Origin of the sequence: Corallococcus sp. NCSPR001, assembly GCF_017309135.1 — a bacterium.
In the GTDB taxonomy this organism is placed as follows: Bacteria; Myxococcota; Myxococcia; order Myxococcales; family Myxococcaceae; genus Corallococcus.
This window is the reverse complement of record NZ_JAFIMS010000002.1, coordinates 4,811,507-4,834,244: the sequence shown is the minus strand read 5'-3', so window position 1 is coordinate 4,834,244 and position 22,738 is coordinate 4,811,507. Positions and strand designations below refer to the sequence as shown.

Sequence of the window (22,738 nt, the reverse complement as noted above, 5' to 3'; positions counted from 1 at the left end):
TCCGCGAGCGCGGATCCGACGTCAGCGCTGATTCGTGCGTTGCACCCCCCTGGGGTGGCACCTACAATCCGCACCGACGTTGCTGTCATAGTGCCGCCCGTTCCCACTGACACCCGCGTCCGACTTTCTTCGTTCCTATGGCTCGACCTCTTCGACTCGGCGTCCTCACCGGCGGTGGTGATTGCCCGGGACTCAATGCGCTCATCCGGGGCCTCGTGCGACGGGGCGTGTACGAGTTCGGCCATTCGTTCGTCGGCATCGAGAACGGCTACATGGGCCTGGTGGAGCCGGAGCTCGTCCGCCCGCTCGGGGTGGAGGACACGCGCGGCATCCTGCCCAAGGGCGGCACCATCCTCGGCACGTCCAACAAGGCGAACCCGTTCTCCTACCCCGTGCGGGAGGGAGAGAGCTGGGTGGATCGGGACGTGTCGGATCAGGTCCTGCGCCGCTGCGAGGAGTTGCGGCTGGACGGACTGGTCGCGATTGGCGGGGACGGCACGCTGTCCATCGCGGACAAGCTGGCGGGCAAGGGGCTGAAGGTCGTCGGGTGTCCGAAGACCATCGACAATGACCTGTCCGGCACGGACCAGACGTTCGGGTTCGACACCGCGCGGCTCATCGTCACGGAGGCGCTGGACCGGCTGCACTCCACCGCGGAGGCGCACGACCGCGTGATGGTGCTGGAGATCATGGGCCGCCACGCGGGCTTCCTCACGCTGGAGAGCGGCCTCGCCGGTGGCGCGGACCTCATCCTCATCCCGGAGATTCCGTACCGCGTGGAGTCCGTGCTGGAGACGCTGAAGCGGCGGGCCACGCGGCGGCGCAGCTTCTCCATCATCGCCATCTCCGAAGGCGCGTATCCGGAGGGCGGCACGCTGTCCGTGCTGGCGGAGGCCACGGACATCCCGGGCCGGGGCGTGGTGCGGCTGGGCGGCTCCGGCAAGGTGTGCGCGGACCTGCTGGCGAGCCACATCGACGCGGAGATCCGCGTGACGGTGCTGGGCCACCTGCAGCGCGGTGGCAGCCCGAGCGCGGCGGACCGGGTGCTGGCCACGCGCTACGGCTGCAAGGTGCTGGACCTGGTGCGGGACGGACAGTGGGGGCACATGGTGGCGCTCAGGAACAACGACGTCATCCCCGTGCCGCTGAGTGAGTCTCGCAAGGAGCGACGCGTGGACGTCCAGGGGGACCTGGTGCGGTTCGCGCGGAGCATGGGCATCGGGTTCGGGGACTGAGGGGAGAGCGCGCACCGCACGCCATGACGCTCGTCGGCCGCCATATCGGTCGCTATCGCATCCTGGAGGAGCTGGGCTCCGGGGGCATGAGCGTCGTGTACAAGGGCCTGGACACGGCCCTGGACCGCGAGGTCGCGGTGAAGGTGCTGCACCCGCACCTGGCCGGCAAGGACGAGTCGCGCCGTCGCCTGGCTCGCGAGGCCCGCGCGGTGGCGAAGCTGCACCACCCCAACATCCTGGAGGTGTTCGACTTCTCCTCGGCGGAGGCGCACGACGCCTTCATCGTCACGGAGTACATCCGGGGCCGCACGCTCAAGACGTACCTGGATGAAGGCCCGCTGGAGCCGCCGGAGCTGGCGGCGATGATCATCCATGAGCTGGCGGCGGCGCTGGCGCACGCGCACGAGGCGGGCGTCATCCACCGCGACCTGAAGCCGGAGAACGTCATGGTGCGCGAGGACGGGGTCCTCAAGCTCATGGACTTCGGCATCGCGCGGCTCCTGGACATCGAGGACCGGATGACGGTGACGGGCGCGCTGGTGGGCTCGCCCGCGCACATGTCGCCGGAGATCATCGAGGGCCTGGAGGCCGGGCCGGAGGCGGACGTCTTCAGCCTGGGGATCATGTTCTACGCGCTGATGACGGGCCGGCTGCCCTTCACCGCGTCGAACACCACGGCGACGCTCAAGCGCATCCTGGACGGGGCGTATGAGGACCCGCGCCGCCGCGTGCCCACGCTGTCGGACGAGTTGGCGGAGATCTGCGCGACGTGCCTCCAGCGCGACCCGGCCCGGCGCTACCCCAACGCGGGGAAGCTGCGCGACGCGCTGGCGGATGCGCTCGCGGGGCTGGGGTTCTCCCGGGTGGGCGAGGAGCTGATCTCCTTCTTCGCGGATCCGCCGTCGTACCAGCGGCTCGCGCGCCAGCGCATCGTCGCGGCGCTGCTGGAGCGCGGGGAGCGGCAGCTCGCGGAGAAGCGGACGCCGCGCGCGCTGGCGTGCCTCAACCACGTGCTCGCGCTGGACGCGACGAATGAACGGGCGCTGGGGCTGCTCAAGGGCATCCAGCGTCAGCAGCGGCGGCGCACGTGGCGCAGGCGCGGCATCCGCGCGGGCATCGGGGCGGGCGTGGCGCTCGCGTTGGGGCTGGGCGGCTGGCAGATGTCCCGGATGAACGCGAGCACGCCCGAGACGCCGGAGGTGCGGACGGCGGATCCGCGCGCGGAGGGCTCGAAGACTCCGGGTGCGCAGGTCGCGGCTGGCACCGCTGGAACGAGCGGCACGGGTACTCCGAACGGCGCGCAGGGCGCGGGTGGCACGGCGAATCCGCCCGATGGCACAAGCACGGGTGGCACGACGGGTTCTCCCGACGGCACGGGCATCCCTCAGGGCGCGCAGGCCACGGGCTCGCGTCCCACCGGTGCGCAGGGCACGGGCGGCACGGGCACTCCCGGCCGGGACGCGCTCCTGCCTCCCCCCGAGCTCAACCCTCGCGTCCCCTCCCCACCGGAGCGCACGCCGTCGCGCCCCACGGTGGTCGCCAGCCTCGATCCGCAGGACGACGCCAGGTCCGCGCGCAACGGGAAGCTCCCCGTGTCCATCCTCGTGCGCCCCTACGGCTCCATCCGCGTGGACGGCGGCCCCGCGGGCACGCAGCAGCTCGCGCAGCACGACGTGCACCTGTCCCCGGGCGAGCACACCGTCACCGTCTCCTGCGGCTACTGCGAGGACGCCACGGAGACCATCCACGTGAAGCCGGACGGCGAGAACGTCTTCCGCCTGCGCGCCCTGCTGAAGGCCTCGCAGCTCGCCATGGACTACCAGCCGCCGGACGCCACCGTGCGCGTGGGAGACGTGGAGCGCGCCGCGAACGACAGCCTCCAGCACCCCTTCGACATCCGCTCCCCCCGCGGCCCCGCCAGCTTCCAGCACCGCGTGGAGGTGGAGATCTCCTCCCCCGGCTACAAGACGGAGAAGCGCGTCGTCCTGCTGGAGCCCGGCAAGCCCACCACCCTGCGCGGGAGCCTGGCGCCCGAATGAGCCGAGGCCCGCTGCTTCTCACGTTCCTCCTCCTGGCCGCCCTGCTCGGCCCCGCGTCCGCGCGCGCCCAGACACCCCTGGGCGCGGATCCGGAGGTCGCCGCGCTGCGCTCGTCCTTCGAGTACGGCAAGTACGCGGAGGTGCTGGAGCGCGCCGGCCAGCGCATCGACCGGGGCGACCTGCCGGAGGAGGACCTGGTGGAGCTTCACAAGCTCGCGGGCCTGTCCGCCTTCAACCTCAACAAGACGGACGACGCTGAACGCCACCTGCGCGCCGTGCTCCGGTTGGACCCCGACTTCAGCCTGGACCCCTTCGTCGTCCCGCCCCCGGCCGTCGCCTACTTCGAGGACCTCAAGAACCAGATGTCCGGCGAGCGCGAGTTCCTCCGCCAGGAGCAGCGCTTGCGCCTGGAGCGCGAGAAGACCGAACAGGAGCGCCGGGAACAGGAGCGCGTCGCCCTGGAGACGCAGCGCCGCCGCGCGGAGGAGCTGGCCCGCCAGGTCACCGTGCGCACCGTGGAGAAGCGCAACTTCCTGGTCAACTTCGTCCCCTTCGGCGCCGGCCAGTTCCAGCAGGGCCGCAACGGCATGGGCATCGCCTTCGCCGCGACGGAAGGCGTGCTGGCCATCACCAGCATCATCGCGTTCTTCGCGTACGACTCGCTCTTCGAGGAGCGGCTCATCAACCTGGACAACGTGCTGGATGAAGATGGCCGCGCGGCCATCCCGGTGCGCTACATCCCCACCGACCGCGCCCGGCAGGCGGACACCTGGCAGTTGCTCAAGCTCGCGTCCGCCACCGGCTTCTACACCGTCTACACCCTGGGCGTGGTGGACGCCGTCTACCACCACGAGGACCAGGTGGTGACGAGCACCACCGTCGAGTCCCGCCCCGAACCGAAGCCCTCTCCCTCCGTCTCCCAGGCCGCGCCGCCGCGCGTGCGGCTGTACTCCACCCAAGGTGGACTGGGCGCCGGCTTCTCCCTCACGTTCTAGCCCCAAGAACCCAAAGTCCGCCCATGGCCAGCCTCACCGTCCGCACCCCCGATGGAAAGGTCCGCACGGTCTCCCTGCTCAAGCGCATCACCAGCCTGGGGCGGGGCACCGACAACGACGTGCCGCTGGAGGACTCGAGCGTCCCCGCCAACGCCCTGCACGTCACCTTCGACGGCACCCGCTACGAAGTGGGCAGCCTGGGCGCCACCTTCCACGTCAACGGCAAGCGCCGGGACAACCACGCGCTCGCCACCGGCGACGTGGTCAAGGTCGGCGGCACCGAGCTGACCTTCTCCCGCGAGGACGCCCCCCGCGAGCCCGTGCGCCGCGAGGTGCCCGAGCGCGAGGTGTCCCTGCCCTCGGCCGCCACGGCGTCGTCGGATTCGCACACGGCGGAGCTGCCCGGCGTGGTGGGCCGGGAGCTGGTGCTGCTCAAGCGGCTGACGGCGTTCAGCGAGCGGCTCTTCGGCAGCTACGACGTGGACCGCATCCTGGAGAGCCTGCTGGACGAGGCCATCGAGGTGACGCGCGCCGACAAGGGCTTCCTCATCCTGATGGAGAGCGGCGAGCCGCGCGTGAAGGCCGCGCGCAACGTGGCCCGGGAGAACATCGAGGACGCGGTGGAGAAGCTGTCCGACTCCATCATCGCCAAGGTGGTGAAGGACCAGAAGGCCATCATCGTCGCGGACGCGCTGGACGCGCCGGAGTTCAAGGCCAGCGAGTCCGTGGTGAACCTCAAGGTCCACTCCGTCATGTGCGTGCCCGTCATGCACAAGGGCGACCTGTTCGGCGTGCTCTACGTGGGCAACGACCGGCTGGTGAACCGCTTCGAGCCCAAGAGCCTGGACATGCTCACGGTGTTCGCGGCGCAGGCGTCCCTGCTCCTGCAGAACGCGCTGCTCGTGAACGACCTGAAGCTCGACAACACGGAGCTGCGCCGCAAGCTGGAGGACCAGCGCTACGGCGACATCGTGGGCGCGTGCCAGGGCATGCGGGACGTGTACAAGCGCATCGACAAGATCGCGCCCACGGACATCTCCGTGCTGATTACCGGCGAGACGGGCACGGGCAAGGAGCTCATCGCCCGGGAGATCCACCGCCGCTCGCCGCGCACCAAGGGCCCGTTCATCACGGTGAACTGCGGCGCCATCCCGGAGAACCTGCTGGAGAGCGAGCTGTTCGGCCACGCCAAGGGCGCCTTCACCGGCGCGGTGGCGACGCGGCCCGGCAAGTTCCAGGCGGCCATCGGCGGCACGCTCTTCCTGGACGAAATCGGCGAGATGCCGCTCCAGCTCCAGGTGAAGCTCTTGCGCGCGCTCCAGGACAAGGTCGTCTACAAGGTCGGCGAGAACCGCGGCGAGCCGGTGGACATCCGCGTGGTGGCCGCGACGAACAAGATCCTGGAGGAAGAGGTGAAGCGGAACACGTTCCGCGAGGACCTCTACTACCGGCTCAACGTCGTCACCGTGAAGCTGCCGCCCCTGCGCGAGCGCGGCGAGGACGTCATCGTCCTGGGGCGCTTCTTCCTCCAGAAGTACGCGCGCGAGTTCAACTCCAAGGCGCGGGGCTTCACGCCCGCGGCCGCCGTGTCCATGAAGAAGTACGGCTGGCCGGGCAACATCCGCGAGCTGGAGAACCGCCTGAAGAAGGCGGTGGTGCTGGCGGACAAGCCGCTCCTGGGCGCGGACGACCTGGACCTCAAGCCGGAGAACCTGGAGCCCATCATGCCGCTGCTCCAGGCGAAGGAAGAGTTCCAGAAGCGTTACATCAACGAGGTCCTGGCCCGGAACAACGGCAACCGCACCAAGACGGCCAAGGACCTGGGCGTGGACCCGCGCACCATCTTCCGCCACCTGGAGAAGCTGGAGGCGGAGAAGACAGGCGGGCCGCTTCCTCCCGACGAGAACGAGGAACTGCTATAGCGTTCCCGCCAAGCCACGCCATGCACCGTCACGCGACGCGACAGTCCCGGGGCATCCTCCAGCCGCTGGTGACGGCCCTGGGGCTCGCGGCGATCGCGACGGGCTCCGGGTGCCTCATCCCCCAGGACGTGGCGCTCCTGGAGAGCCTGCCCGAGTTCAGGAACCGACCGCCGCGCATCCTGGAGGAGCAGGTGGAGCCCTCCGAGCGCATCCTGCGCGCCTTCGGCGTGGGCAGCTGCACCCAGGACTTCAACGTGGTGGTGGAGGACCTGGACGTCGACGACCGCATCACCGTGGAGTGGTACGTGGACTACAACCCGTCCAACCCCACGGGCTACTACCGGCAGATCGTCCTCGCCAACACCGGCCAGCCCCGCCGTGACGACCGGGGCACGCTGCGCATGGACCTGCGCTCGGCCAACAACCCGCTGGCCCCGCCGGGCATCCACCTGGTGGAGGCGTTCGTCACCGACCGGCACCTCACCAACCGCCAGCCGGATCCGCCCGACGAGGTCATCCTCGCGGACGGCGGCGTGGTGAAGAACCCGGGCTTCGTCACCTCGTACTCGTGGGTGGTGAACACGGTGGCGGGGGACTGCCAGTGAGGCGAGAGCTCCGGGCCCTGGCGCTGGCGCTCGGGCTGACCGGGGCCGGGTGCGGCTTCTTCGAGGAGGAGCCGCCCCCGGAGCAGCTGGTGTGCCGCTCCGACGCGGAGTGCGCCGCCGGACAGGTGTGCTTCGTGGATGGCTGCGGCAACCCCGGCGGCGACATCGTCGTGGAGGTGCAGCCCCACCCCAAGGCGGGCCTGCTCGCGCAGGACTTCCCGGTGGACCGGCTGCGGGCGGAGCAGAACCTGGAGCTCTTCAGCCCCGTGCGCCTGACGGGCACCGTCACGCGCGGCACCACCGCCACGCCGGACGGCGGCACGGCCCCCCTGCCCTACCGCGCCCCCATCCACCTGCTGGCCACGGGCGACAGCCGCCTCATCCCGGGCGTGGCGCGGCGCTTCGAGACGACGCTCACCCCGGATGACGGCGCGTGGGTGCTGCCCGTGGGCAGCGGCCAGTACACCGTGACGCTCACGCCGGTGGACCCGGCCCTGCCGCCCTTGTCGCGCGACGCCTTCGTGGATCCCTCCTCCGGCGGCGTGGTGGCGTTCGAGCTGCCCACCGCCGCGCGCGTGGTGACGCTGACGGGGACGCTGATGCTCCAGGGGGCGAAGCGGGTGGACGCGGACATGGAGGTGCAGGTGCTGGATGAGTCCCTGCGCCCGCTGTCCCAACGCGCCCGCGTGGCCCGCGACACGGGCGCGTTCCAGCTGGTGCTGGGCGCGGAGGACGCACGGCGCGCCACGGTGCTCGTGCGCGCGACGCCGGTGAGCGCCTCGGACCAGGTGCCCTGGAAGACCTTCGTGGTGGACCCGTCCACCACCTCCTCCATCCCGCTGGAGCTGGGCGACCCCGGCGCGGCCGTGAAGGTGGAGGGCCGCGTGCTGGAGAGGGACGGCCAGACGCCCATGGCCGGCGCGCGCGTGTCGCTCCAGGGCCGCGTGGCCGGCGGGGGCACCTTCAAGGGCGAGCCGGCGCTGACGGACGCGCAGGGGCGCTACCAGCTCACATCCCTGCCTGGCGTGGCGGAGTCCCCGCTCACGCTGGTCGTCGTCCCGCCGCCCCGCTCGCTGTCGCGCCTGACGCCCGTGAACGTGACGGTGGCGGCGGTGGACACGGTGCTGCCGGACGTGACGTGCCCGGAGCGCATGACCGTGGTGGGCAGCGTGAGGAACCCGGAGGGCACCGGCCCCGCGTCGGGCGTGCGCGTCGTGGTGGAGCCGGTGGGGGCCCTGGAGGGCTATCCGCAGCCGCCCCTGGGCTTCGAGTCGCCGCTCACCACCAACAGCGACGGCAACTTCGCGCTGGCGCTGGACCCGGGCGAGTACCGGCTGGACTTCCTGCCCGGGGAGAACCTGCCGCGCGTCAGCCGCTTCGTCACCGTGCCGGCCGGCACCGCCGACTCGGAGGTGATGACGCTGGCCGCCTTCACGCTGTCACGGGGGCGTTCGCTGAGCGGCCGCATCACCCTGCCCCCGGACCCGGCGCTGGCGCCGGACGGAATCGCGGCGAACGCGTCCGTGCGCTTCTTCCGCGTGGTGACGGTGGGGGGACGGCCGGAGTCCATCCTGCTCGCGCAGACCGTGTCCGACAGCACGGGGCGCTACTCCACCGTGCTGCCCACGCGCTGAGCGCCGCGTGTCTACCGGCCGCTGTCCTTGCGGCGCGCGGTGTCGAAGGCGGCGTGCAGCGCGTCCACCGCGCCGCCCACCTCGCCCGCGTACTGCACCGCGTGGATGGTGTAGAGGTCCTGCACCCGCGTGAGGTGGCGGTACACCGAGCGCAGCTCCACGCGCGCGGGGTCCCTCGACTCCAGGGCGCACTCGGACTCGGACTTGCGCACGCGCGTCAGCCAGTCCGTGCGGAAGCGCATCCACTCCTGGTCGACCTTGCGGGCGGGGAGGACGTGCACGAGCTTCTCGCGCTCGGACTCCAGGTCCTTCCAGTGCGCGGTCGCGGCGTCCAGGCACTCGCGCACGGTGAGCGGCGGCGTCACCGGCGGGGGCCGCGCGGGCGTCATCGCCGCGACGGAGTTCCCCACGTTCCAGATCAGCCACAGCGAGACCAGCGAGGCCAGCGTGATGTGGACCGCGTACGCGGCGCCACGGTAGCGGCGGAAGCGGGGGTCCTTCTGCGAGTCGGGAGCGGACACGGGGCCCAGGTCTTACGACCCTGGACCCCGGGTGGCAATGCTTCCCTTGCGCACCGTCCGGAAGGCGAACCCTCCGGCGGCGGCGGGGGGACTACTGGCCCGCGGCGGGGGCGGCCACGGCCGGAGCGGCCTGGGGCGCGGCGGCCGGGGCGGCGGCGGGCACCGCGGCGGCGTCACCGCCGGCGGCGGCGCGCTTGGCGGAGCTCAGGCGGCCGCGGAACTGCGACAGGTACTGGGTGGCCGGGTACGTGGCCAGCGCGTCGCGCACCGTGTCCGCCGCCTTATCGAACGCGCCCGTCTCCTGGTACGACTGGGCCAGCAGCAGCATGGCGTAGTCACGCGTCTTGGACTTCTTGTCGCCTTCCACGAAGCGGGCCAGCAGCGGCACCGCCTTGTCGTGCTGACGCAGCTGGTTGTAGGCCGTGCCCAGGAAGAAGGACGCGTCCAGCGCCTCCGCCTCCGCGGGGTTCATGGCCAGGAAGCGCGACAGCTCCTCCACCACGGCGGGCATCTCGTTCTTGCGGAAGGCGATCTTCCCGCGCTCGAAGGCCGCGTCGCCCGTCTCGCGGCGCAGGATGGCGGCGCGGTCGTTGAGGGCCTGGCGCTCCAGCGAGGACAGCTTCTGCGTGTCCAGCTTCACCAGCGCGTCGATGCCCTTGAGCCGCTCGTCACCCGGCAGCGTGGTCATCATCTTGTAGACCTCGCCCGCGGCGCGCTGGGCCGTCAGGTGCGCGGTGGTGTCCGCGCGCTGCTTCTCCAGCTGCGTGGAGAGGTCCGCCACCTGCTTCTCCAGCCGCTCGCGCTCATTGGTGTTGCTGGAGCTGCGCGCGCCGTTCACCAGCACCGCGCCACCGACCGCCAGGATCGCGAAGAGCGCGTAGGCCACGGCCGAGGAGATCCACTGCCGCTTCTGGAAGTCCTCGTGACGCTTGCCAACCGCCTTCACCTCCGCGTGGAGGTTCTTCAGCAGGTTGTCCGTCTTGATGACGAGGTTGCGGGACTCGATGACTTCGCGGCGGAGCTCGGAGAGTTCCTTCTCGAGATCGGTCTTCGGCTGTTCAGAGGGGGCCATGGACATCTTTCTGGGACCGGAAATGACTTCGGCCGACTCACGCATGCTAGGGGACTCTCCGGGATGAGGGGCGGGTTCTTTTTCCGCTCCCCAACAGGGCCCTTGGTGCCCACCATTCCCCGGAAGTCCCTGCTCCGCGCGCTCGCCTGCTCTCGTATTGGAACTTTCCGCGCGACTAGAAGTTGGTCAGCGGGCGAGACGGATCCGGCGGGAACGCGTAGGTGATGCCGAGCGCGAACCAGTTGCCGCCGTGGCTGAAGCTGAAGGGCCCCGAATACTTCGCCGTGTCCGGAGACTCCACGGGGCCGCGCAGGAACATGAAGCGGTACTCGGCGGTGATGCCCCACTTCGCGGACAGCCGGAGCGTGGCGCCGAGCGAGCCCACCCAGGCCTGGGAGACCTGCTCCTTAATGGCCGAGCCCTCGCGCGTCGAGGAGATGACCGTGGGCCCCGTGAGCACGCCCGCGAAGGGCACCAGCCCCTGCGGCCCGACGTCGAGCACGCCCTGGAAGCGGACGCCGAGGAGGATGCCGTACGACAGTGTGCTGACCTTGCGGGACACGGTGGTGGCGTCGGGCCCGGGCTCCGACAGGCGCAGGTTCTGCGCGGTGCCAAGCAGGTCGATGCCGATCTCCACCAGGTCCGACATCGCGTACGCGAACGTGGCCACGCCCACGGGCCCCCCGGAGGACTCCGGCGCGCGCTCCAGGCCGTTGCCCGGTCCCTTGGCGCCGTACCAGGAGTCGTAGAGCGTGTTGTTGGAGGTGAGCCGGTAGCCGGCCTGCACGGTGATGCGGCCCACGCCATTCAGGTCGTTGGGCGCCCGCTCCGCGCTCCAATCGCCCTCCTCCTGGGCAAGGGCGACGACGGGCGCGGTGGCGAGGGCGAAGACGAGCGGCAGACGGCGGAGCATCAAGGCGTGGATCCCGGGGCTTTCTGCCGGCACGGGCGCTCGCGGCCCGGTGCTACAGGCGTGTCGCACACCGTAGCCGGGGATGTTGCCGCGTCAACTTTCCGGTCCGTCCCCCACCGTGTCGATTTCGCGCCCTACCATTCGTCGCCATTTTGAACCCGACGTTCCAGGAGAACTCCCCATGCGCTTCATGATGATCGTCAAGGCAACCCCCGAGAGCGAGACCGGCCGGCTCCCCACGACGGAGGAGCTGACCGAGATGGGCAGGTACAACGAGGAGCTGGTGAAGGCCGGCATCCTGCTCGCGGGAGAGGGGCTGCACTCCAGCTCCAAGGGCGTCCGCGTGACGTTCTCCAAGACGGGGACGACGGTGAAGGATGGCCCCTTCTCGGAGACGAAGGAGCTGATCGCCGGCTTCTGGATCATCGAGGTGAAGTCGCGCGAGGAGGCCGTCGCCTGGGCGCGCCGCATCCCCTTCCAGGACGGGGAGGTGGAGATCCGCCAGGTGGCCTCCGCGGAGGACTTCGCGCCCAGCGACCCCACGGGCGAGCTGCGCGCGCGTGAAGAGGAGCTGCGCGCGCAGGTCGAGGCGAAGGCCAGGGCCTGAGCCGTCAGCGGGCGCGCCGCTCCAGCTCCAACAGCGGCATCTCCAGCACCACCACCGTGCCGTGCGTGCACGGCGGTGTGAAGTCCGCGCGATCCAACTCGCCCAGCAGCGCGCGCAGCTGCGCGTCGGTGAGCGGCGAGGAAGACGCGCGGCGCGCGGCGTGACAGGCCATCACGCGCACGGCCTCCGCCAGGCTCGTCACGTCCAGCGGAGCGCTGCGCGGAGGCAACGCGCGCGACAGGGCCTCCAGGAGCGCGCGCGGGTCCACGCCCTCCAGGCCCGCCGGCACCGACTTGAGCGCGAGCGCCGTGCCCCCAAACGGTTCCACGTCCACGCCCAGCTTGAGCAGCGCCTCGCGGCCGTCCACCAGCGCCTTCACCGCCGCCAGCGACAGGTCCACCGTCGTGCCGAACAGCGACGGCGGCGGCGCCTTCGTGTCGTCCTCCAACCGGCGCATGTACGCGGTGAGGCGCGCGCGCTCCAGCGCGGCGTGCGGATCCAGCACCACCAGCGTGCCGCCGGGGCCCTCGCAGACATGGAAGCGGCTGCCCAACAGCCCCATGGGGCGCAGCGCCGCGAAGTAGCCCGGAGGCGGCGCCTCGTTGAGCTGCGGCTGCGCTTCGCCGAACCCGAGCGAGCGGCCCGGCACCTGGGGCGCCTGGAACGGACCGGGGAACGCGCTGCCCTGGGCGCCACCATGGGGCACGAAGTAGGACGGCGTTAGCGGGCGCGCGGGCGTGGAGCCTCCCGGTGCGTCCATCGCGGTGGGCAACGGCGCCCCCCAGGTGGCCTCCTGCGCGCGGGTGAGGAAGCGCTCCACGGCGTGCGCGTAGTGCGCGGCGTCGCGGGGCTGCGGGTTCGCGGCCTGCTCTTCCGGCGAGCCCAGCCACGGGGCCGCGCGCAGCACGCGCGAGAGGGCGGCGCTGATCGCGTCCTGCACGCCGCGCGCGTCCGCGAAGCGCACCTCCATCTTCTGCGGGTGCACGTTGACGTCCACCGCGGCGGGCTCCACGTCGATGTGCAGCACCACCACCGGCTGGCGGCCCGCGGGCAGGAAGTCCTGGAACGCGCGCTGCACGGTGCTGATGAGGCCGCGGTCGCGGATGTAGCGGCGGTTGACGAAGGTATAGAGGCCGCGCGCGTTGGGCAGCGTGTACTCCGGCGACGCGAGGTAGCCCGTGACGACGACGCCCAGCCGGCGCTCCTCCACCGGGAACAGGTGCGGGAAGGACGCGGGGCCCAGGGCCGCGGCGATGCGCTCGCGCGGATCATGCCCGCTGGCGGGGCTGGAGAAGAGCTCGTTGCCCTCGTGCGAGGCGAAGAAGCCGACCTCCGGGTGCGCGAGCGCCAGGCGCACCACGGCCTCCTCGCAGTGCTTGAGCTCGGTGGCGCCCTGGCGCATGAACTTGCGGCGCGCGGGCACGTTGAAGAACAGGTCCTCCACGGTGATGACAGTGCCCACGCGGGGCGGCGCGTCCTCCACCGTGGGCGGTCCGCCGCCCTCCACCTTGACCTGGGTGCCCTCGTGCGCGTCCGGCTCCGCGGTGTGCAGCGTGAAGCGGGACACGGAGGCGATGGCGGGGATGGCCTCGCCCCGGAACCCCATGGAGTCGATGTGGAAGAGGTCGTCCAGCTCCCGCAGCTTGCTGGTGGCGTGGCGCTCCAGGCAGAGCGTGGCGTCCTCGCGGCTCATGCCGTGGCCGTCGTCGGAGATGGTGATGCGGCCCACGCCGCCCGCCTCCAGCTCCACGCGCACGGTGCGGGCGCCAGCGTCCAGCGAGTTCTCGCACAGCTCCTTCACCACGGAGGCGGGGCGCTCCACCACCTCACCGGCGGCGATCTTGTTGATGAGCACGTCGCTCAGGCGCGCGATTCGGGACATGGCGATCAGCCACCCTCCGCCACCTGGATGACGTTGTCCAGAACATCACGGGTGCACTCGGCTGACATTCCTGGACGGCTGGGCTAACACCCGCCCCTGCGAATGGAAGTGATCCGAGCAGGCAAGGGCCCGATGCGCATCGCGGTGACAGGCGCCAATGGCGACTACGGCAGGCTGCTGCTGCCGAGGCTGGAAGCGGACCCCGGCGTGGAGAGCATCCTCGTGCTGGACACGAAGGAGCCCCAGGGCACGGGCAAGGTGGAGTTCCACCGCGTGGACCTCACCCGCTACGACGCGGAAGCCGAGCTGACGGACGCGCTCACCGAGCGCCCCGTGGACGCCCTCTTCCACCTGGCGTTCCTCTTCGGGCCCATCCTCAACGGCCCGCTGGCGCACGAGCTGGAAGTCATTGGCACCATGAACGTGCTGACGGCGGTGGGCCGCGCGCGGCTGCCCCGGCTGGTGGTGCCGTCGCTCACGGTGACGTACGGCGCGCGGGGCAACAACCCGGCGCTCCTGCGCGAGGGCTCGCCGCTGTTTGGCTGTCCGCACAGCCGCTTCGTGAACGACAAGGTGGAGGTGGAGGGACAGGTGCGGGCGTTCCGCGAGCGCAACCCGGACACCCGCACGCTGGTGTTGCGCTTCGCTCCCCTGCTCGGCCCGAGCCTGGACAATCCGGCGACGCGGTTGCTGTCGCACGCGGTGGTGCCCACGCTTCTGGGATTCGACCCGCTCTGGCAGGCGATCCACGAGGAGGACGCGGGCCGGGCGCTGCACCTGGCCCTGAGGGCGGACGCGGCGGGAGAATTCAACGTCGTGGGGCGCGGAGTGTTGCCCCTCTCCGGACTCATCCGCCAGGCGGGCGCGCGACCGCTCCCCCTGCCGGGGCCGTTGTTTCGTGGAGCACTTCGCGCGCTCGGCGTAGTGGGGGCGGGCACGTTGCCGGTGGCCCTGCTCGACTACATGCATTACTCCTGGGTCGCGGACGGGGAGCGCGCCGAGTCCGCGCTGGGGTTCGTGCCCCTCCACCATGTCAGGGACGCCGCCTCGGCGCTCAGAAGGAGCCAGTCATGACCAAGGGTGTCCTCGGGAATGATCCCTTCCAGCGGGGCGCCGCGCCCCGCACGGGCGAGGTGAAGGACGACGCGGCCGACCCGAAGGCCGCGAAGAAGTCCGCGGGGTCGAAGTCCGCGAAGGGCGCGAAGTCAGCGGGCAAGGCGAAGAGCGCCAAGGGTGGCGCGCCGAAGTCCGGCGCCCAGGCGAAGGCGCCCAGGGGCGGCAAGGCCGCGGAGGCCAAGCAGGCCACCGCGACGCCGAAGACGCCCGCCGCCAAGGTCCACATGTTCGAGGCCCGCACGGACGGACGCGGGAGCGCGCGGCACGAGCAGGACGCGCGCGACGTGGAGCAAGCCTCGGAAGCGAAGCACGGGCGTTCGTCCGCGAAGGACGCGCACGCTTCGGGCCAGCATCCGGCCGGCGAGGACGTCTCGCCGCTGCGTGAGCCCTCCGTACCAGGCCCCGCCGCCGAGCCCCGGCCTTCGCGGCCCCAGGTGCTGGCGGAGGAGGTTCACGGCGCGCGTCCCCAGGAGCGCAAGGTGGACCGCGCCCTGACGGAAGCGCTCGCGTCGGAGGCGGCGGAGACCGCGGCGAAGACGGCCGTGGACGAGCTGTTCGAGGGACAAAAGGGCCCGGACCGCGACATCGAGCGCATCCTCGCGACGGAGCTCGTCGCGGAGGTGGCCGAGTCCGCCGTGCGGCAGGTGCTGGACCACGGCCATGGCGAAGCCTCCGAGCGCGAGGTCGCCACCGCCGTCGCCACCCAGGTGGCCGAGGCCACCGCGGGTGTCGCCGTGGACGAGGTGCTGGACCACGACGCCAACGGCCCCGAGGAGCGGGCCCTGGACGAAGACGGCGAGGGGGGCTGGCCCACCGACGCCTGGATCCGCGACCCGAAGGACGTGCCTCCGGAGGACACCGGGGACACCTGGACCGCGGATGCCTGGCGCCGCGACCCGGAGGGGATGTCCGCGCCGGAGGACCCGGAAGAGAACGACGACCTGATCACCGGCGTCGAGCGCGTCGAGGAGAACGGCGTGCACATCTCCGTCTCCATCATCGAGGGCGCCGCCCCCACGGACGTGGAGCCCGAGGTGGAGCTGCCCGACGAGACCCACGACGAGCTGCCCCCCAGCCGCAGGCCCCTGTCGCTCGTGAGCGACCCCGGCGGGGCGCCCCTCCCCGAGGAAGCGGAGCGGGCCGCGCAGGGCTACGACCGTCCGGAGGAGCCGGCCCCGGCGTCCGGCTTCGCGGGCCGCGCCGCGGGCATGTTCTCGCTGGCGAAGGAGATCGCCGGCCAGGCGCTCGCGAGCGAAGGCCTGGGCCGCGCTGTGGGCGCCATGCACGGCCTGATGGAGGCCATGCGCACCAGCCTGGGCGCGGGCGGCGGCAGCCGGCTGGACGACTACGGCAAGGACGCGGGCCTGGTGGAGAGCCTCCAGCCCGTCCTCGACTTCCTCTACGAGCAGTACTGGCGCGTCTCCGTGGAGGGCGTGGATCAGGTGCCGCGCGGCGCCTCCATCCTCGTCGCCAACCACTCCGGCGCCCTGCCCTACGACGGCCTCGTGATGGCGCAGGCGCTGCTGCGGGAGCGCCCGGATCTGCCCGAGGCCCGCTGGCTGGTGGAGGATCAGGTCTTCCACGCACCCATGCTCGGCACCCTCTTCAACCGCCTGGGCGCCGTGCGCGCCTCGCCGGAGAACGCGCTGCGGCTGCTCGACGAGCACCGGCCGCTCGTCGTGTTCCCGGAGGGCTACCAGGGCGCGAGCAAGCCGTTCGCGGAGCGCTACCGCCTCAAGCGCTTCGGCCGGGGCGGCTTCGTGAAGCTGGCCCTGCGCACCGGCGCGCCCATCGTCCCGGTGGCCATCGTCGGCGCGGAGGAGACGTCCCCGCTGTTGGGCCGCCTCCCCGGTGGCTTCCTCGGCTTCCCGTCGCTGCCGCTCACCGCGCCCGGCCCGCTGCCCGCCAAGTGGACCATCCGCTTCGGCGAGCCCATCACCATGGAAGGCCTGGCGCCGGAGGCCGCGGACGACCTGGGCGAGGTGCAGCGGCTCACCGAGCGCACCCGCGAGTCCATCCAGGGCATGCTCCAGGCCCTGCTGCGCGAGCGCCGCTCCGTGTTCACGGGGTGAAGGCGGACGGCGGGGGGCACCCGGGGGCGCGTCAGCCGCAGATGCGGTTGCGCCCCTGGCTCTTCGCCGTGAGGAGGTGCTCGTCCGCCGTGCGCACCAGCTCCGCGGGCTCGCGGTGGTGCGGCTCCAGCGTGGCCACGCCCATGGACAGCGTGACGGGGATGACCTGCTTGTCGAACTCGAAGCGCTGCCGCTCCACCAGCTTGCGCACCTTCTCCGCGAGCTGCCGGGCGCCGGTCAGGTGGATCTCCGGCAGGAGCAGCGCGAACTCCTCGCCGCCGTAGCGGGCGAAGACGTCCTCGCGCCGGATGCGCGTGCGCACCGTGGACGCCAGTTGCTTGAGCACCGAGTCCCCGGCCAGGTGCCCGTAGGTGTCATTCACGTCCTTGAAGTGATCCAGGTCGAACATCACCAGCGACAGCACGCGCTCGTAGCGGCGGCTGCGGGAGACTTCGCGGTCCAACTGCTCGTCGAAGTAGCGGCGGTTGTAGATCTGCGTGAGGCCGTCCATGGTGGTCAGCCGGTAGATCTCGTCGTGGTACGCCGCCTCGATGTTGCCGCCCGCGATGAACTTGAAGATGGTGCGGCCAATCTTCACCAGGTCGCCGTTCTGCAGCGAGCGCGCCGACGACGCGATGTCGTCATTGACGAACGTGCCGTTGGTGGACCCCAGGTCCTCGATGCGCACGCCCTTGGTGGTGTTGGTGATGCGCGCGTGGTTGCGGCTCACCGCCTCCTGATCAATCTGGATGTCCGACTTGGACGACCGGCCGATCAGCGTCTCCTCACGCGCCAGGTCGTACTTGCGCCCCAGATCCAGGCCGTAGATGACCACCAGCGCCGCGTCCAGGTTGACGGGGCGCTCGGAGATCTTCGAGATGACGGTGACGACCGTCTCCTTCTGGCCCATGACTCCAAACGTATCACCGCGCAATTCGCGAAAGCGAATTCACGGCTGGAACGGGTGCCCCGCCAGGTCGCAGGCGCACTGACACCCCAGCACGTCAGGGCACCCGCACCGTGCGGGTGGCGCGGACAGCGGGCCGCAGCGGCAGCCCGAGCCCGTCCACCAGCGACGCCACCAGCGTCACCTGCGCCCCGGAGCAGGCGACAGGCACGGAGAGCGCCACCTCGCCCGACCGCGTGGCCACGTCGCCGCGCACCACCGAGAAGTCGCAGCCCGGGCCGCCATCACGCACGGTGAGCAGCACCCCACCCTCGTCGCCGTTGGCGGCGTCCGTCCCCACCTGGAAGCCGTCCACCCGCACGCGCACGGTGGCGCCGCGAGCCAGCGACGCGCCCTCGGTGGGCGACAGCCAGGTCACCTGGGGCCGGCCTTGGTTCAGCGTGGACACGGCGAGCACCGACTCCGCGAGCCGCTCGGGCGCCATGCCTCCGGTCTCCGCCAGCGCGGAGAGGTTCATCCCCTGGCCCTCGGACATGGCCACGCTCAATGCCTCCACCGACAGCGACGCGCGCGAGCCCTCCGTGTCGCCCTGGAAGGTGCGGTCCTCCAGGCCCGGGGGCGGCACGGGCAGGCGCACGCCGTTGGCGATGCGGCGGCTGTCCACCCAGACCGTCCAGCGCCGGCCGGCCGCGTTGGTGAAGGTCGCGCGCACGAGCGTCGCGCCCAGCGGGGCGCCGTCCATACGCCACTCGCGCGGCAGCAGGCCGTGCCACGGCAATGTGTCCGGGTTGTAGCGGGCGCCCTCCGGGATGCCGAGGAACATGTTGCCGAGCGTCACCGGCTGGAGGCCCTCCGGATCGAAGCGGAGCGCGTCCAGCGGGGTCATCACCGCGCTGGTGGCCTGGCCCACGGGCTCCTCGCCGCCCAGCGCTCCGGACGACGCGACCGCGACCAGCCGGTACGCCTGTCCCTCCAGGCCGTGATGGGCCGGCGCCATGCGCACGCGCACCAGGCCCGGCGAGGACAACAAGGGCTGCGTGTCCGTGTTCGGATCCACCGGGTTGGCGTTGACGGCGGCGCCCAGGCCCAGCGGCACCGTGCCCCGTCCGGGCGCGCTCACCGAGCCCACCACCAGCGCGCGCGCAAGGTAGCTGTCGCGGAAGCGCGGAAGCGGCGGGACGCGCACCACGAACGGGAAGGCCAGCGGCACCTGCTGGAAGTCCAGCGACGTGAGCGGCCCGGCCGGCGGGCTCATCCCGTCGATGGGCGCATACAGCGGGAAGCGCACGTCGCGCTGGACGGCCGAGGAGAACCGCCCCGACTGCGGCAGCGCGCGCGCCAGGAGCAGCAGCGGATCCGTGCTCGGATTCATCATCCCCGCGGGAAGCTCGCCGGACGGGACCTGCGCGGTGAGCGCCCAGGCGGTGCGCGTGCCACAGGTCCCCGCGCGCGTGGCCGTCTCCGGATCCGTTCCATCCGCGAGCGCCGCGTCGCACACGCCGGGGATGCCGGGCACGTCCACGGACTCCGACGGCAGGACGCCCAGCCCGTTCACCCAGACGTTGGCGGGCAGTTGGAACTGGCGCGTCAAGCCGCGCAGCGAGAGGTCCACGTCCCGGTCGGGCCCCTGCACCTGGGCGGAGGCCGACTCGGACAGGAGCCCCGGTACGGACAACCCCGCCATGCCCAGGGCCAGCGCGCCGCCCACGCCCACGGGCGCCAGGTGGGTGAACCGGGCGCGCACGCCGCCCACGCGGTCCGCCGGGTTGCGGCGCAGCGGCAGCCGCAGGTCCCGCGTGCCGGTCATGTCGTAGTTCGCCACGGTGAGGTAGCCGAAGTCCGGGTGGAAGACGGACACCGACGCATCGCTCCGGGCCTCCAGCACGGCCACGCCCTGCGCGTCCGTGGACTCGCTCGCCGTCACGCCGCCCAGCGTATCCGCCACCACCACGGAGGCCCCCTCCACGGGGTGGCCCGTGAGCGCGTCCGTCACCACCACCCGCACCTGCCCGGAGGCCGTGTGCGGCGGCAGCACGGTGACGCTTGCACGGCACGCGACGGTGCCCAGCCGGGCCTCCACCGCCTCCACCTCCGCGCCCGCGGACTCCAGCGTGAACGTGGCCCCGGTGCCGGTGCCTCCGCCCTTCACGCGCGCCGACACGGCGGACCAGGTGAGCCCGTCGCGCGGGACGACGGGCTGGCCCGCGGCATCGGACACCCAGGCCTCGAAGCGCAGGGGGGTGCCCACGGGCGCGATGACGTGCGCGGGCACCACGTGGCAGGCCGCCAGGGTGGACGCCGGCGGGGGCGCCCCACAGGCGCCGTCGCGGCACAGCTCTCCGTCCTGGCAGTCACGGTCTCCCGTGCAGAGGGCGGGGACACAGCGGCTGGCGTCACAGCGGCAGCCCAGCGACTGCGACTCACAGGCGGCGATGGTGTTGAGCTCTCCGCGGCGCTGCACCGAACAGTCGAGGTCCGTCCGGCACGAGGGCTCACAGCGCGACAGGGCGGTGTTGCAGAAGAACAGCGCCGGGTCCCCGCAGTCCTGATCCACCGTGCAGAAGGCGTCCGCCTTGCCCCCGTGGATGAACGGCGCATCCAGGTCGGACATCGCGCAGCCCATGGCGCACGCCAGCAGGCATGCGAGCACGAGGCCGGGGGACCGGACCGGATGGGGGATGGGAAGCATGGGAACTCCGAGGGGGACCGGCCTTGCCCCGACCTTACAGGGGGAAGGGCCGCGACGCGACCGGCGATGGCGCCGGGGGCCGGGAAAAATCAGACGGGCGGGCAGGCAAGTGTCGGTTGGCTTCCGCCGCCAGGGGTTCCAGAATCGGACCGACGATGGCGCGCGGTGAACCGAAGACCTTGGAGAGCCTCCTGCCCCGGGTGCTGGCGCGCCTGGCGGGAGAGTCGGGCCGCGCGTCGTCGCTGATGCCGCTCTGGACCGCCGCGGTGGGAGAGAACATCGCGCGCCACAGCCGGCCGCACCAACTGGACGGAAGCACGCTGATCATCAGCGTGGAGAGCGCCGAGTGGGCCCAGGTCCTCTCCCGCCAGGCCGACTCCCTGCGCGATCGGCTCAACGAGAAGCTGGGCGCTGGCACCGTGAAGGCGCTCGCCTTCCAGTTGGAGTCGCGATGAAGCGCGCGCTCCTGGGCCTGCTGCTCGCGGGCGCCTGCGTCCTGCCCGCGTCCGCCGCGCCGTCCCCGGAGGTGGCCTCCGTCGCCAACCCCGCCCCGGAGGAGACGCCCCAGGCCCAGGAGGCCCGGGCCCGGCTGCACGTGCAGCGCGAGTTCGAACGCGTGGGCCGCCGCGCCCCCACGAGCGACAAGGCGCTGGAGGCCGCGGCCCGGAGGCTCGCGCGCGAGGCGCTGACGAAGTTCACCACCGGCGCCCCAGACCTGCTCACGTTGACGGAGGCGGTCAGCGACTCGGGCGCCGCGGATCCGTCCCCGAAGGCGCTGGTCATCCGCGCCTGGGTGCACGCACACGCCATCGAGACCTTCCTCGCCCGCACGGACTTCAACAACGACCGCGTGAGCCACTTCGGCGTGGGCGTGGCCTTCCTGGGCGAGCGCGCCGCGCTGGTGCTGCTCGTCGCGGACCGCAAGGCGGAGGTGCTCCCCTTCTCTCGCACCATCGCCAAGGCCGGGACGGAGAAGCGCGTGTGCGGCCGGCTCGTGCCGCCGCTGCTGAGCCCGCAGGTCTTCGTCACCCGGCCGGACGGTGAGGTGGAGGCCGTGGCCCTGAGCCGCGCGCCCTCCGGCACCAATGGCTTCTGCGCCCTGGTGGGCTTCGACGCTCCCGGCAACTACACCGTGGAGGTGGTAGGCCAGGCGAGCGCGGGGCCGGAGGTGGCGTCGCTGTTCCTGGTGCAGGTGGGGGCTCGTTCCACGCGCGGCGGCCAGGAGTCCCAGCGCGAACCCACCACGCTGGCCGAGGCCCGCACCGCCCTCTACGAGCGCATCAACACCCTGCGCCGTGCGCACAAGGTGCCGGAGCTGACGCCGGACCCGACGCTGGAGGACGTGTCGCTGCGCTACAGCACGCGCATGGCGACGGAGGGCTTCTTCGCGCACATCGCGCCGGACGGCTCCACGCTCACCCGCCGCCTCCCGGAGGGCACGCGCTACGTGCGCGCCGGAGAGAACCTGGGGCTGGCGGCGGGCCCGCTCGCGGCGCACTTCGGCATCGAGCACAGCCCCGGCCACCGCAAGAACCTGCTGGACCCCGCGTTCCGCTTCATGGGCGTGGGCGTGGCCTTCCAGAAGGTGGACGGCCGCGACCAGGCCATCGTCACGGAGGTCTTCACCGCGGCCTCGCCCGGCGCGGCGCTCCCGGCGGACCCGGTGTCGGACGTGTACGACGCCCTGACCCGGCACCGCGCCACGCTCAAGCTGCCGCCCCTGGTGCGCAGCGAGGCGCTGGAGCGGCTGGCGCGGGACCACGCCCGCCGCGCGCTATCCCAGGACGAGCCCACCGCGGGAGACGGAGACCCGTCCCCGCTGCACGAGCGCGTGTTCTCCGCGCTGCCGGACGCGGGCACCGCTTCGGTGGACTTCTTCGTGGTGGGAGACCCGGGCGCCGTCCCGGAGTCACGCAGCCTGGCCACCGCCACCTACACCCGGGTGGGTGTGGGGCTGGTGCGGGGCGACTCCAAGCGCTTCGGCCAGGGCCAGTACTGGGTGGCCGTCATCTACGCCGCGGTCCCCTGAAGCGCTGGCTTCGAAAAGCAACGCCGACGCGGACGCCGGCCACGACCGGGCTTCGGGCGTGACCGGGTGCAAGCTCGCGCGGGCCCGGTGTGACGGGCCCCATGTCAGACGTCCCGGTTAGACAGGACGGCGCTGCGTGGCGTACGCCTCCAGCCCCATCTGAGGAGGAGCGAGGTTGGCGTACATCGGGCACTTCATGCACGTGAACGACTGCCAGCCGCGACGGACGGCCTCATCGAGGCAGTTGTCGTAGTGGTTGCAGTTCAGGTTGCGATGCGTCTCGACGCCTGCCCGCTTCGGGCCGGCTTCGGGATTGATGGTCTGCGGCAGATCGGATGGACACGGCTTCATGGAGCCTCCCCTATGAGCTGTTTCCCCCCCCGAGGTCTGTGAACGAGCAGGTGCTACCGACGACAGGTCTTCCTGCGACGACAGGTCTTCCTGACACGACGGCGGTCCGGAGTAGCGCTCAACGGCGGCGCAACGTAAGGATTCCCTCC

At 71.8% G+C, this 22,738-nt stretch carries 18 protein-coding genes; 11 read left to right on the top strand and 7 right to left on the bottom strand.

The features are described 5' to 3' along the window. Positions 1–137: 137 nt before the first annotated feature. The 6 genes from JYJ93_RS21785 to JYJ93_RS21760 are packed head-to-tail and all read left to right on the top strand — an operon-like array spanning position 138 to position 8,430. Complete coding sequence (locus tag JYJ93_RS21785) at positions 138–1,235, top strand: 6-phosphofructokinase (RefSeq protein ID WP_206794229.1); 1,098 nt, start codon at positions 138–140, stop codon at positions 1,233–1,235. A gap of 23 nt (positions 1,236–1,258) precedes the next feature. Then, on the top strand, positions 1,259–3,274 hold the full coding sequence (locus JYJ93_RS21780) for a serine/threonine-protein kinase (protein ID WP_206794227.1): 2,016 nt from the start codon (positions 1,259–1,261) through the stop codon (positions 3,272–3,274). Next, the gene (locus tag JYJ93_RS21775; RefSeq protein WP_206794225.1) at positions 3,271–4,269 is read left to right on the top strand and encodes a hypothetical protein; all 999 of its coding nucleotides are present in this window, start codon (positions 3,271–3,273) and stop codon (positions 4,267–4,269) included. The genes JYJ93_RS21780 and JYJ93_RS21775 overlap by 4 nt, the downstream gene beginning before the upstream one ends. Before the next feature lie 23 nt (positions 4,270–4,292). Next, on the top strand, positions 4,293–6,191 hold the full coding sequence (locus JYJ93_RS21770) for a sigma 54-interacting transcriptional regulator (protein ID WP_206794223.1): 1,899 nt from the start codon (positions 4,293–4,295) through the stop codon (positions 6,189–6,191). Positions 6,192–6,211: 20 nt separating this feature from the next. Further along, complete coding sequence (locus JYJ93_RS21765; protein ID WP_206794221.1) at positions 6,212–6,796, top strand: hypothetical protein; 585 nt, start codon at positions 6,212–6,214, stop codon at positions 6,794–6,796. Beyond that, complete coding sequence (locus JYJ93_RS21760; protein ID WP_269012435.1) at positions 6,793–8,430, top strand: carboxypeptidase regulatory-like domain-containing protein; 1,638 nt, start codon at positions 6,793–6,795, stop codon at positions 8,428–8,430. The genes JYJ93_RS21765 and JYJ93_RS21760 overlap by 4 nt, the downstream gene beginning before the upstream one ends. An 11-nt stretch (positions 8,431–8,441) precedes the next feature. Here JYJ93_RS21760 and JYJ93_RS21755 read toward each other — a convergent pair whose 3' ends face one another. The 3 genes from JYJ93_RS21755 to JYJ93_RS21745 all read right to left on the bottom strand — a co-directional run bounded on the left by JYJ93_RS21755 (position 8,442) and on the right by JYJ93_RS21745 (position 10,936). After that, the gene (locus JYJ93_RS21755; RefSeq protein WP_206794217.1) at positions 8,442–8,951 is read right to left on the bottom strand and encodes a hypothetical protein; all 510 of its coding nucleotides are present in this window, start codon (positions 8,949–8,951) and stop codon (positions 8,442–8,444) included. 91 nt (positions 8,952–9,042) lie between these two features. Further along, on the bottom strand, positions 9,043–10,023 hold the full coding sequence (locus JYJ93_RS21750) for a tetratricopeptide repeat protein (RefSeq protein WP_242543888.1): 981 nt from the start codon (positions 10,021–10,023) through the stop codon (positions 9,043–9,045). A gap of 175 nt (positions 10,024–10,198) precedes the next feature. Beyond that, complete coding sequence (locus tag JYJ93_RS21745; RefSeq protein WP_206794213.1) at positions 10,199–10,936, bottom strand: hypothetical protein; 738 nt, start codon at positions 10,934–10,936, stop codon at positions 10,199–10,201. 181 nt (positions 10,937–11,117) lie between these two features. Between JYJ93_RS21745 and JYJ93_RS21740 the strand changes: the two genes are divergently transcribed. Next, positions 11,118–11,543: a YciI family protein gene (locus tag JYJ93_RS21740; protein WP_128797110.1), complete on the top strand. Its 426-nt coding sequence runs from the start codon at positions 11,118–11,120 to the stop codon at positions 11,541–11,543. Positions 11,544–11,547: 4 nt separating this feature from the next. Here the strand turns inward: JYJ93_RS21740 and mutL are convergent, their stop codons facing one another. Beyond that, complete coding sequence (gene mutL / locus JYJ93_RS21735; protein ID WP_206794211.1) at positions 11,548–13,425, bottom strand: DNA mismatch repair endonuclease MutL; 1,878 nt, start codon at positions 13,423–13,425, stop codon at positions 11,548–11,550. A gap of 102 nt (positions 13,426–13,527) precedes the next feature. On the opposite strand from mutL, the gene JYJ93_RS21730 reads away from it, so the two are divergent. Both JYJ93_RS21730 and JYJ93_RS21725 read left to right on the top strand, forming a co-directional pair. Then, on the top strand, positions 13,528–14,499 hold the full coding sequence (locus JYJ93_RS21730; protein WP_206794210.1) for an SDR family oxidoreductase: 972 nt from the start codon (positions 13,528–13,530) through the stop codon (positions 14,497–14,499). Continuing rightward, positions 14,496–16,613, top strand: coding sequence for a 1-acyl-sn-glycerol-3-phosphate acyltransferase (locus tag JYJ93_RS21725; RefSeq protein ID WP_206794208.1), 2,118 nt, complete (start codon positions 14,496–14,498; stop codon positions 16,611–16,613). Before JYJ93_RS21730 ends, JYJ93_RS21725 begins: the two co-directional genes overlap by 4 nt. Positions 16,614–16,644: 31 nt before the next feature. Here the strand turns inward: JYJ93_RS21725 and JYJ93_RS21720 are convergent, their stop codons facing one another. Both JYJ93_RS21720 and JYJ93_RS21715 read right to left on the bottom strand, forming a co-directional pair. Then, the gene (locus tag JYJ93_RS21720; RefSeq protein WP_206794206.1) at positions 16,645–17,523 is read right to left on the bottom strand and encodes a GGDEF domain-containing protein; all 879 of its coding nucleotides are present in this window, start codon (positions 17,521–17,523) and stop codon (positions 16,645–16,647) included. 94 nt (positions 17,524–17,617) lie between these two features. Further along, the gene (locus tag JYJ93_RS21715) at positions 17,618–20,209 is read right to left on the bottom strand and encodes a carboxypeptidase-like regulatory domain-containing protein (RefSeq protein WP_206794205.1); all 2,592 of its coding nucleotides are present in this window, start codon (positions 20,207–20,209) and stop codon (positions 17,618–17,620) included. A 155-nt stretch (positions 20,210–20,364) separates the two neighbouring features. On the opposite strand from JYJ93_RS21715, the gene JYJ93_RS21710 reads away from it, so the two are divergent. Beyond that, the gene (locus JYJ93_RS21710) at positions 20,365–20,664 is read left to right on the top strand and encodes a DUF721 domain-containing protein (protein WP_206794203.1); all 300 of its coding nucleotides are present in this window, start codon (positions 20,365–20,367) and stop codon (positions 20,662–20,664) included. Beyond that, positions 20,661–22,238, top strand: coding sequence for a CAP domain-containing protein (locus JYJ93_RS21705; RefSeq protein ID WP_206794200.1), 1,578 nt, complete (start codon positions 20,661–20,663; stop codon positions 22,236–22,238). Before JYJ93_RS21710 ends, JYJ93_RS21705 begins: the two co-directional genes overlap by 4 nt. 117 nt (positions 22,239–22,355) lie before the next feature. On the opposite strand, the gene JYJ93_RS21700 is transcribed toward JYJ93_RS21705, so the two are convergent. Then, the gene (locus tag JYJ93_RS21700; RefSeq protein ID WP_014396719.1) at positions 22,356–22,589 is read right to left on the bottom strand and encodes a hypothetical protein; all 234 of its coding nucleotides are present in this window, start codon (positions 22,587–22,589) and stop codon (positions 22,356–22,358) included. Positions 22,590–22,738: the final 149 nt, after the last annotated feature.

Excerpts from the sequence above, each read along its gene's own strand:
- JYJ93_RS21715 (WP_206794205.1), bottom strand. The coding sequence starts at position 20,209 with ATGCTTCCCATCCCCCATCCGGTCCGGTCCCCCGGCCTCGTGCTCGCA.
- JYJ93_RS21710 (WP_206794203.1), top strand. The coding sequence starts at position 20,365 with ATGGCGCGCGGTGAACCGAAGACCTTGGAGAGCCTCCTGCCCCGGGTG.
- JYJ93_RS21740 (WP_128797110.1), top strand. The coding sequence starts at position 11,118 with ATGCGCTTCATGATGATCGTCAAGGCAACCCCCGAGAGCGAGACCGGC.
- JYJ93_RS21770 (WP_206794223.1), top strand. The coding sequence starts at position 4,293 with ATGGCCAGCCTCACCGTCCGCACCCCCGATGGAAAGGTCCGCACGGTC.
- mutL (WP_206794211.1), bottom strand. The coding sequence starts at position 13,425 with ATGTCCCGAATCGCGCGCCTGAGCGACGTGCTCATCAACAAGATCGCC.
- JYJ93_RS21765 (WP_206794221.1), top strand. The coding sequence starts at position 6,212 with ATGCACCGTCACGCGACGCGACAGTCCCGGGGCATCCTCCAGCCGCTG.
- JYJ93_RS21725 (WP_206794208.1), top strand. The coding sequence starts at position 14,496 with ATGACCAAGGGTGTCCTCGGGAATGATCCCTTCCAGCGGGGCGCCGCG.
- JYJ93_RS21720 (WP_206794206.1), bottom strand. The coding sequence starts at position 17,523 with ATGGGCCAGAAGGAGACGGTCGTCACCGTCATCTCGAAGATCTCCGAG.
- JYJ93_RS21750 (WP_242543888.1), bottom strand. The coding sequence starts at position 10,023 with ATGGCCCCCTCTGAACAGCCGAAGACCGATCTCGAGAAGGAACTCTCC.
- JYJ93_RS21730 (WP_206794210.1), top strand. The coding sequence starts at position 13,528 with ATGGAAGTGATCCGAGCAGGCAAGGGCCCGATGCGCATCGCGGTGACA.
- JYJ93_RS21705 (WP_206794200.1), top strand. The coding sequence starts at position 20,661 with ATGAAGCGCGCGCTCCTGGGCCTGCTGCTCGCGGGCGCCTGCGTCCTG.
- JYJ93_RS21780 (WP_206794227.1), top strand. The coding sequence starts at position 1,259 with ATGACGCTCGTCGGCCGCCATATCGGTCGCTATCGCATCCTGGAGGAG.
- JYJ93_RS21700 (WP_014396719.1), bottom strand. The coding sequence starts at position 22,589 with ATGAAGCCGTGTCCATCCGATCTGCCGCAGACCATCAATCCCGAAGCC.
- JYJ93_RS21745 (WP_206794213.1), bottom strand. The coding sequence starts at position 10,936 with ATGCTCCGCCGTCTGCCGCTCGTCTTCGCCCTCGCCACCGCGCCCGTC.
- JYJ93_RS21775 (WP_206794225.1), top strand. The coding sequence starts at position 3,271 with ATGAGCCGAGGCCCGCTGCTTCTCACGTTCCTCCTCCTGGCCGCCCTG.
- JYJ93_RS21785 (WP_206794229.1), top strand. The coding sequence starts at position 138 with ATGGCTCGACCTCTTCGACTCGGCGTCCTCACCGGCGGTGGTGATTGC.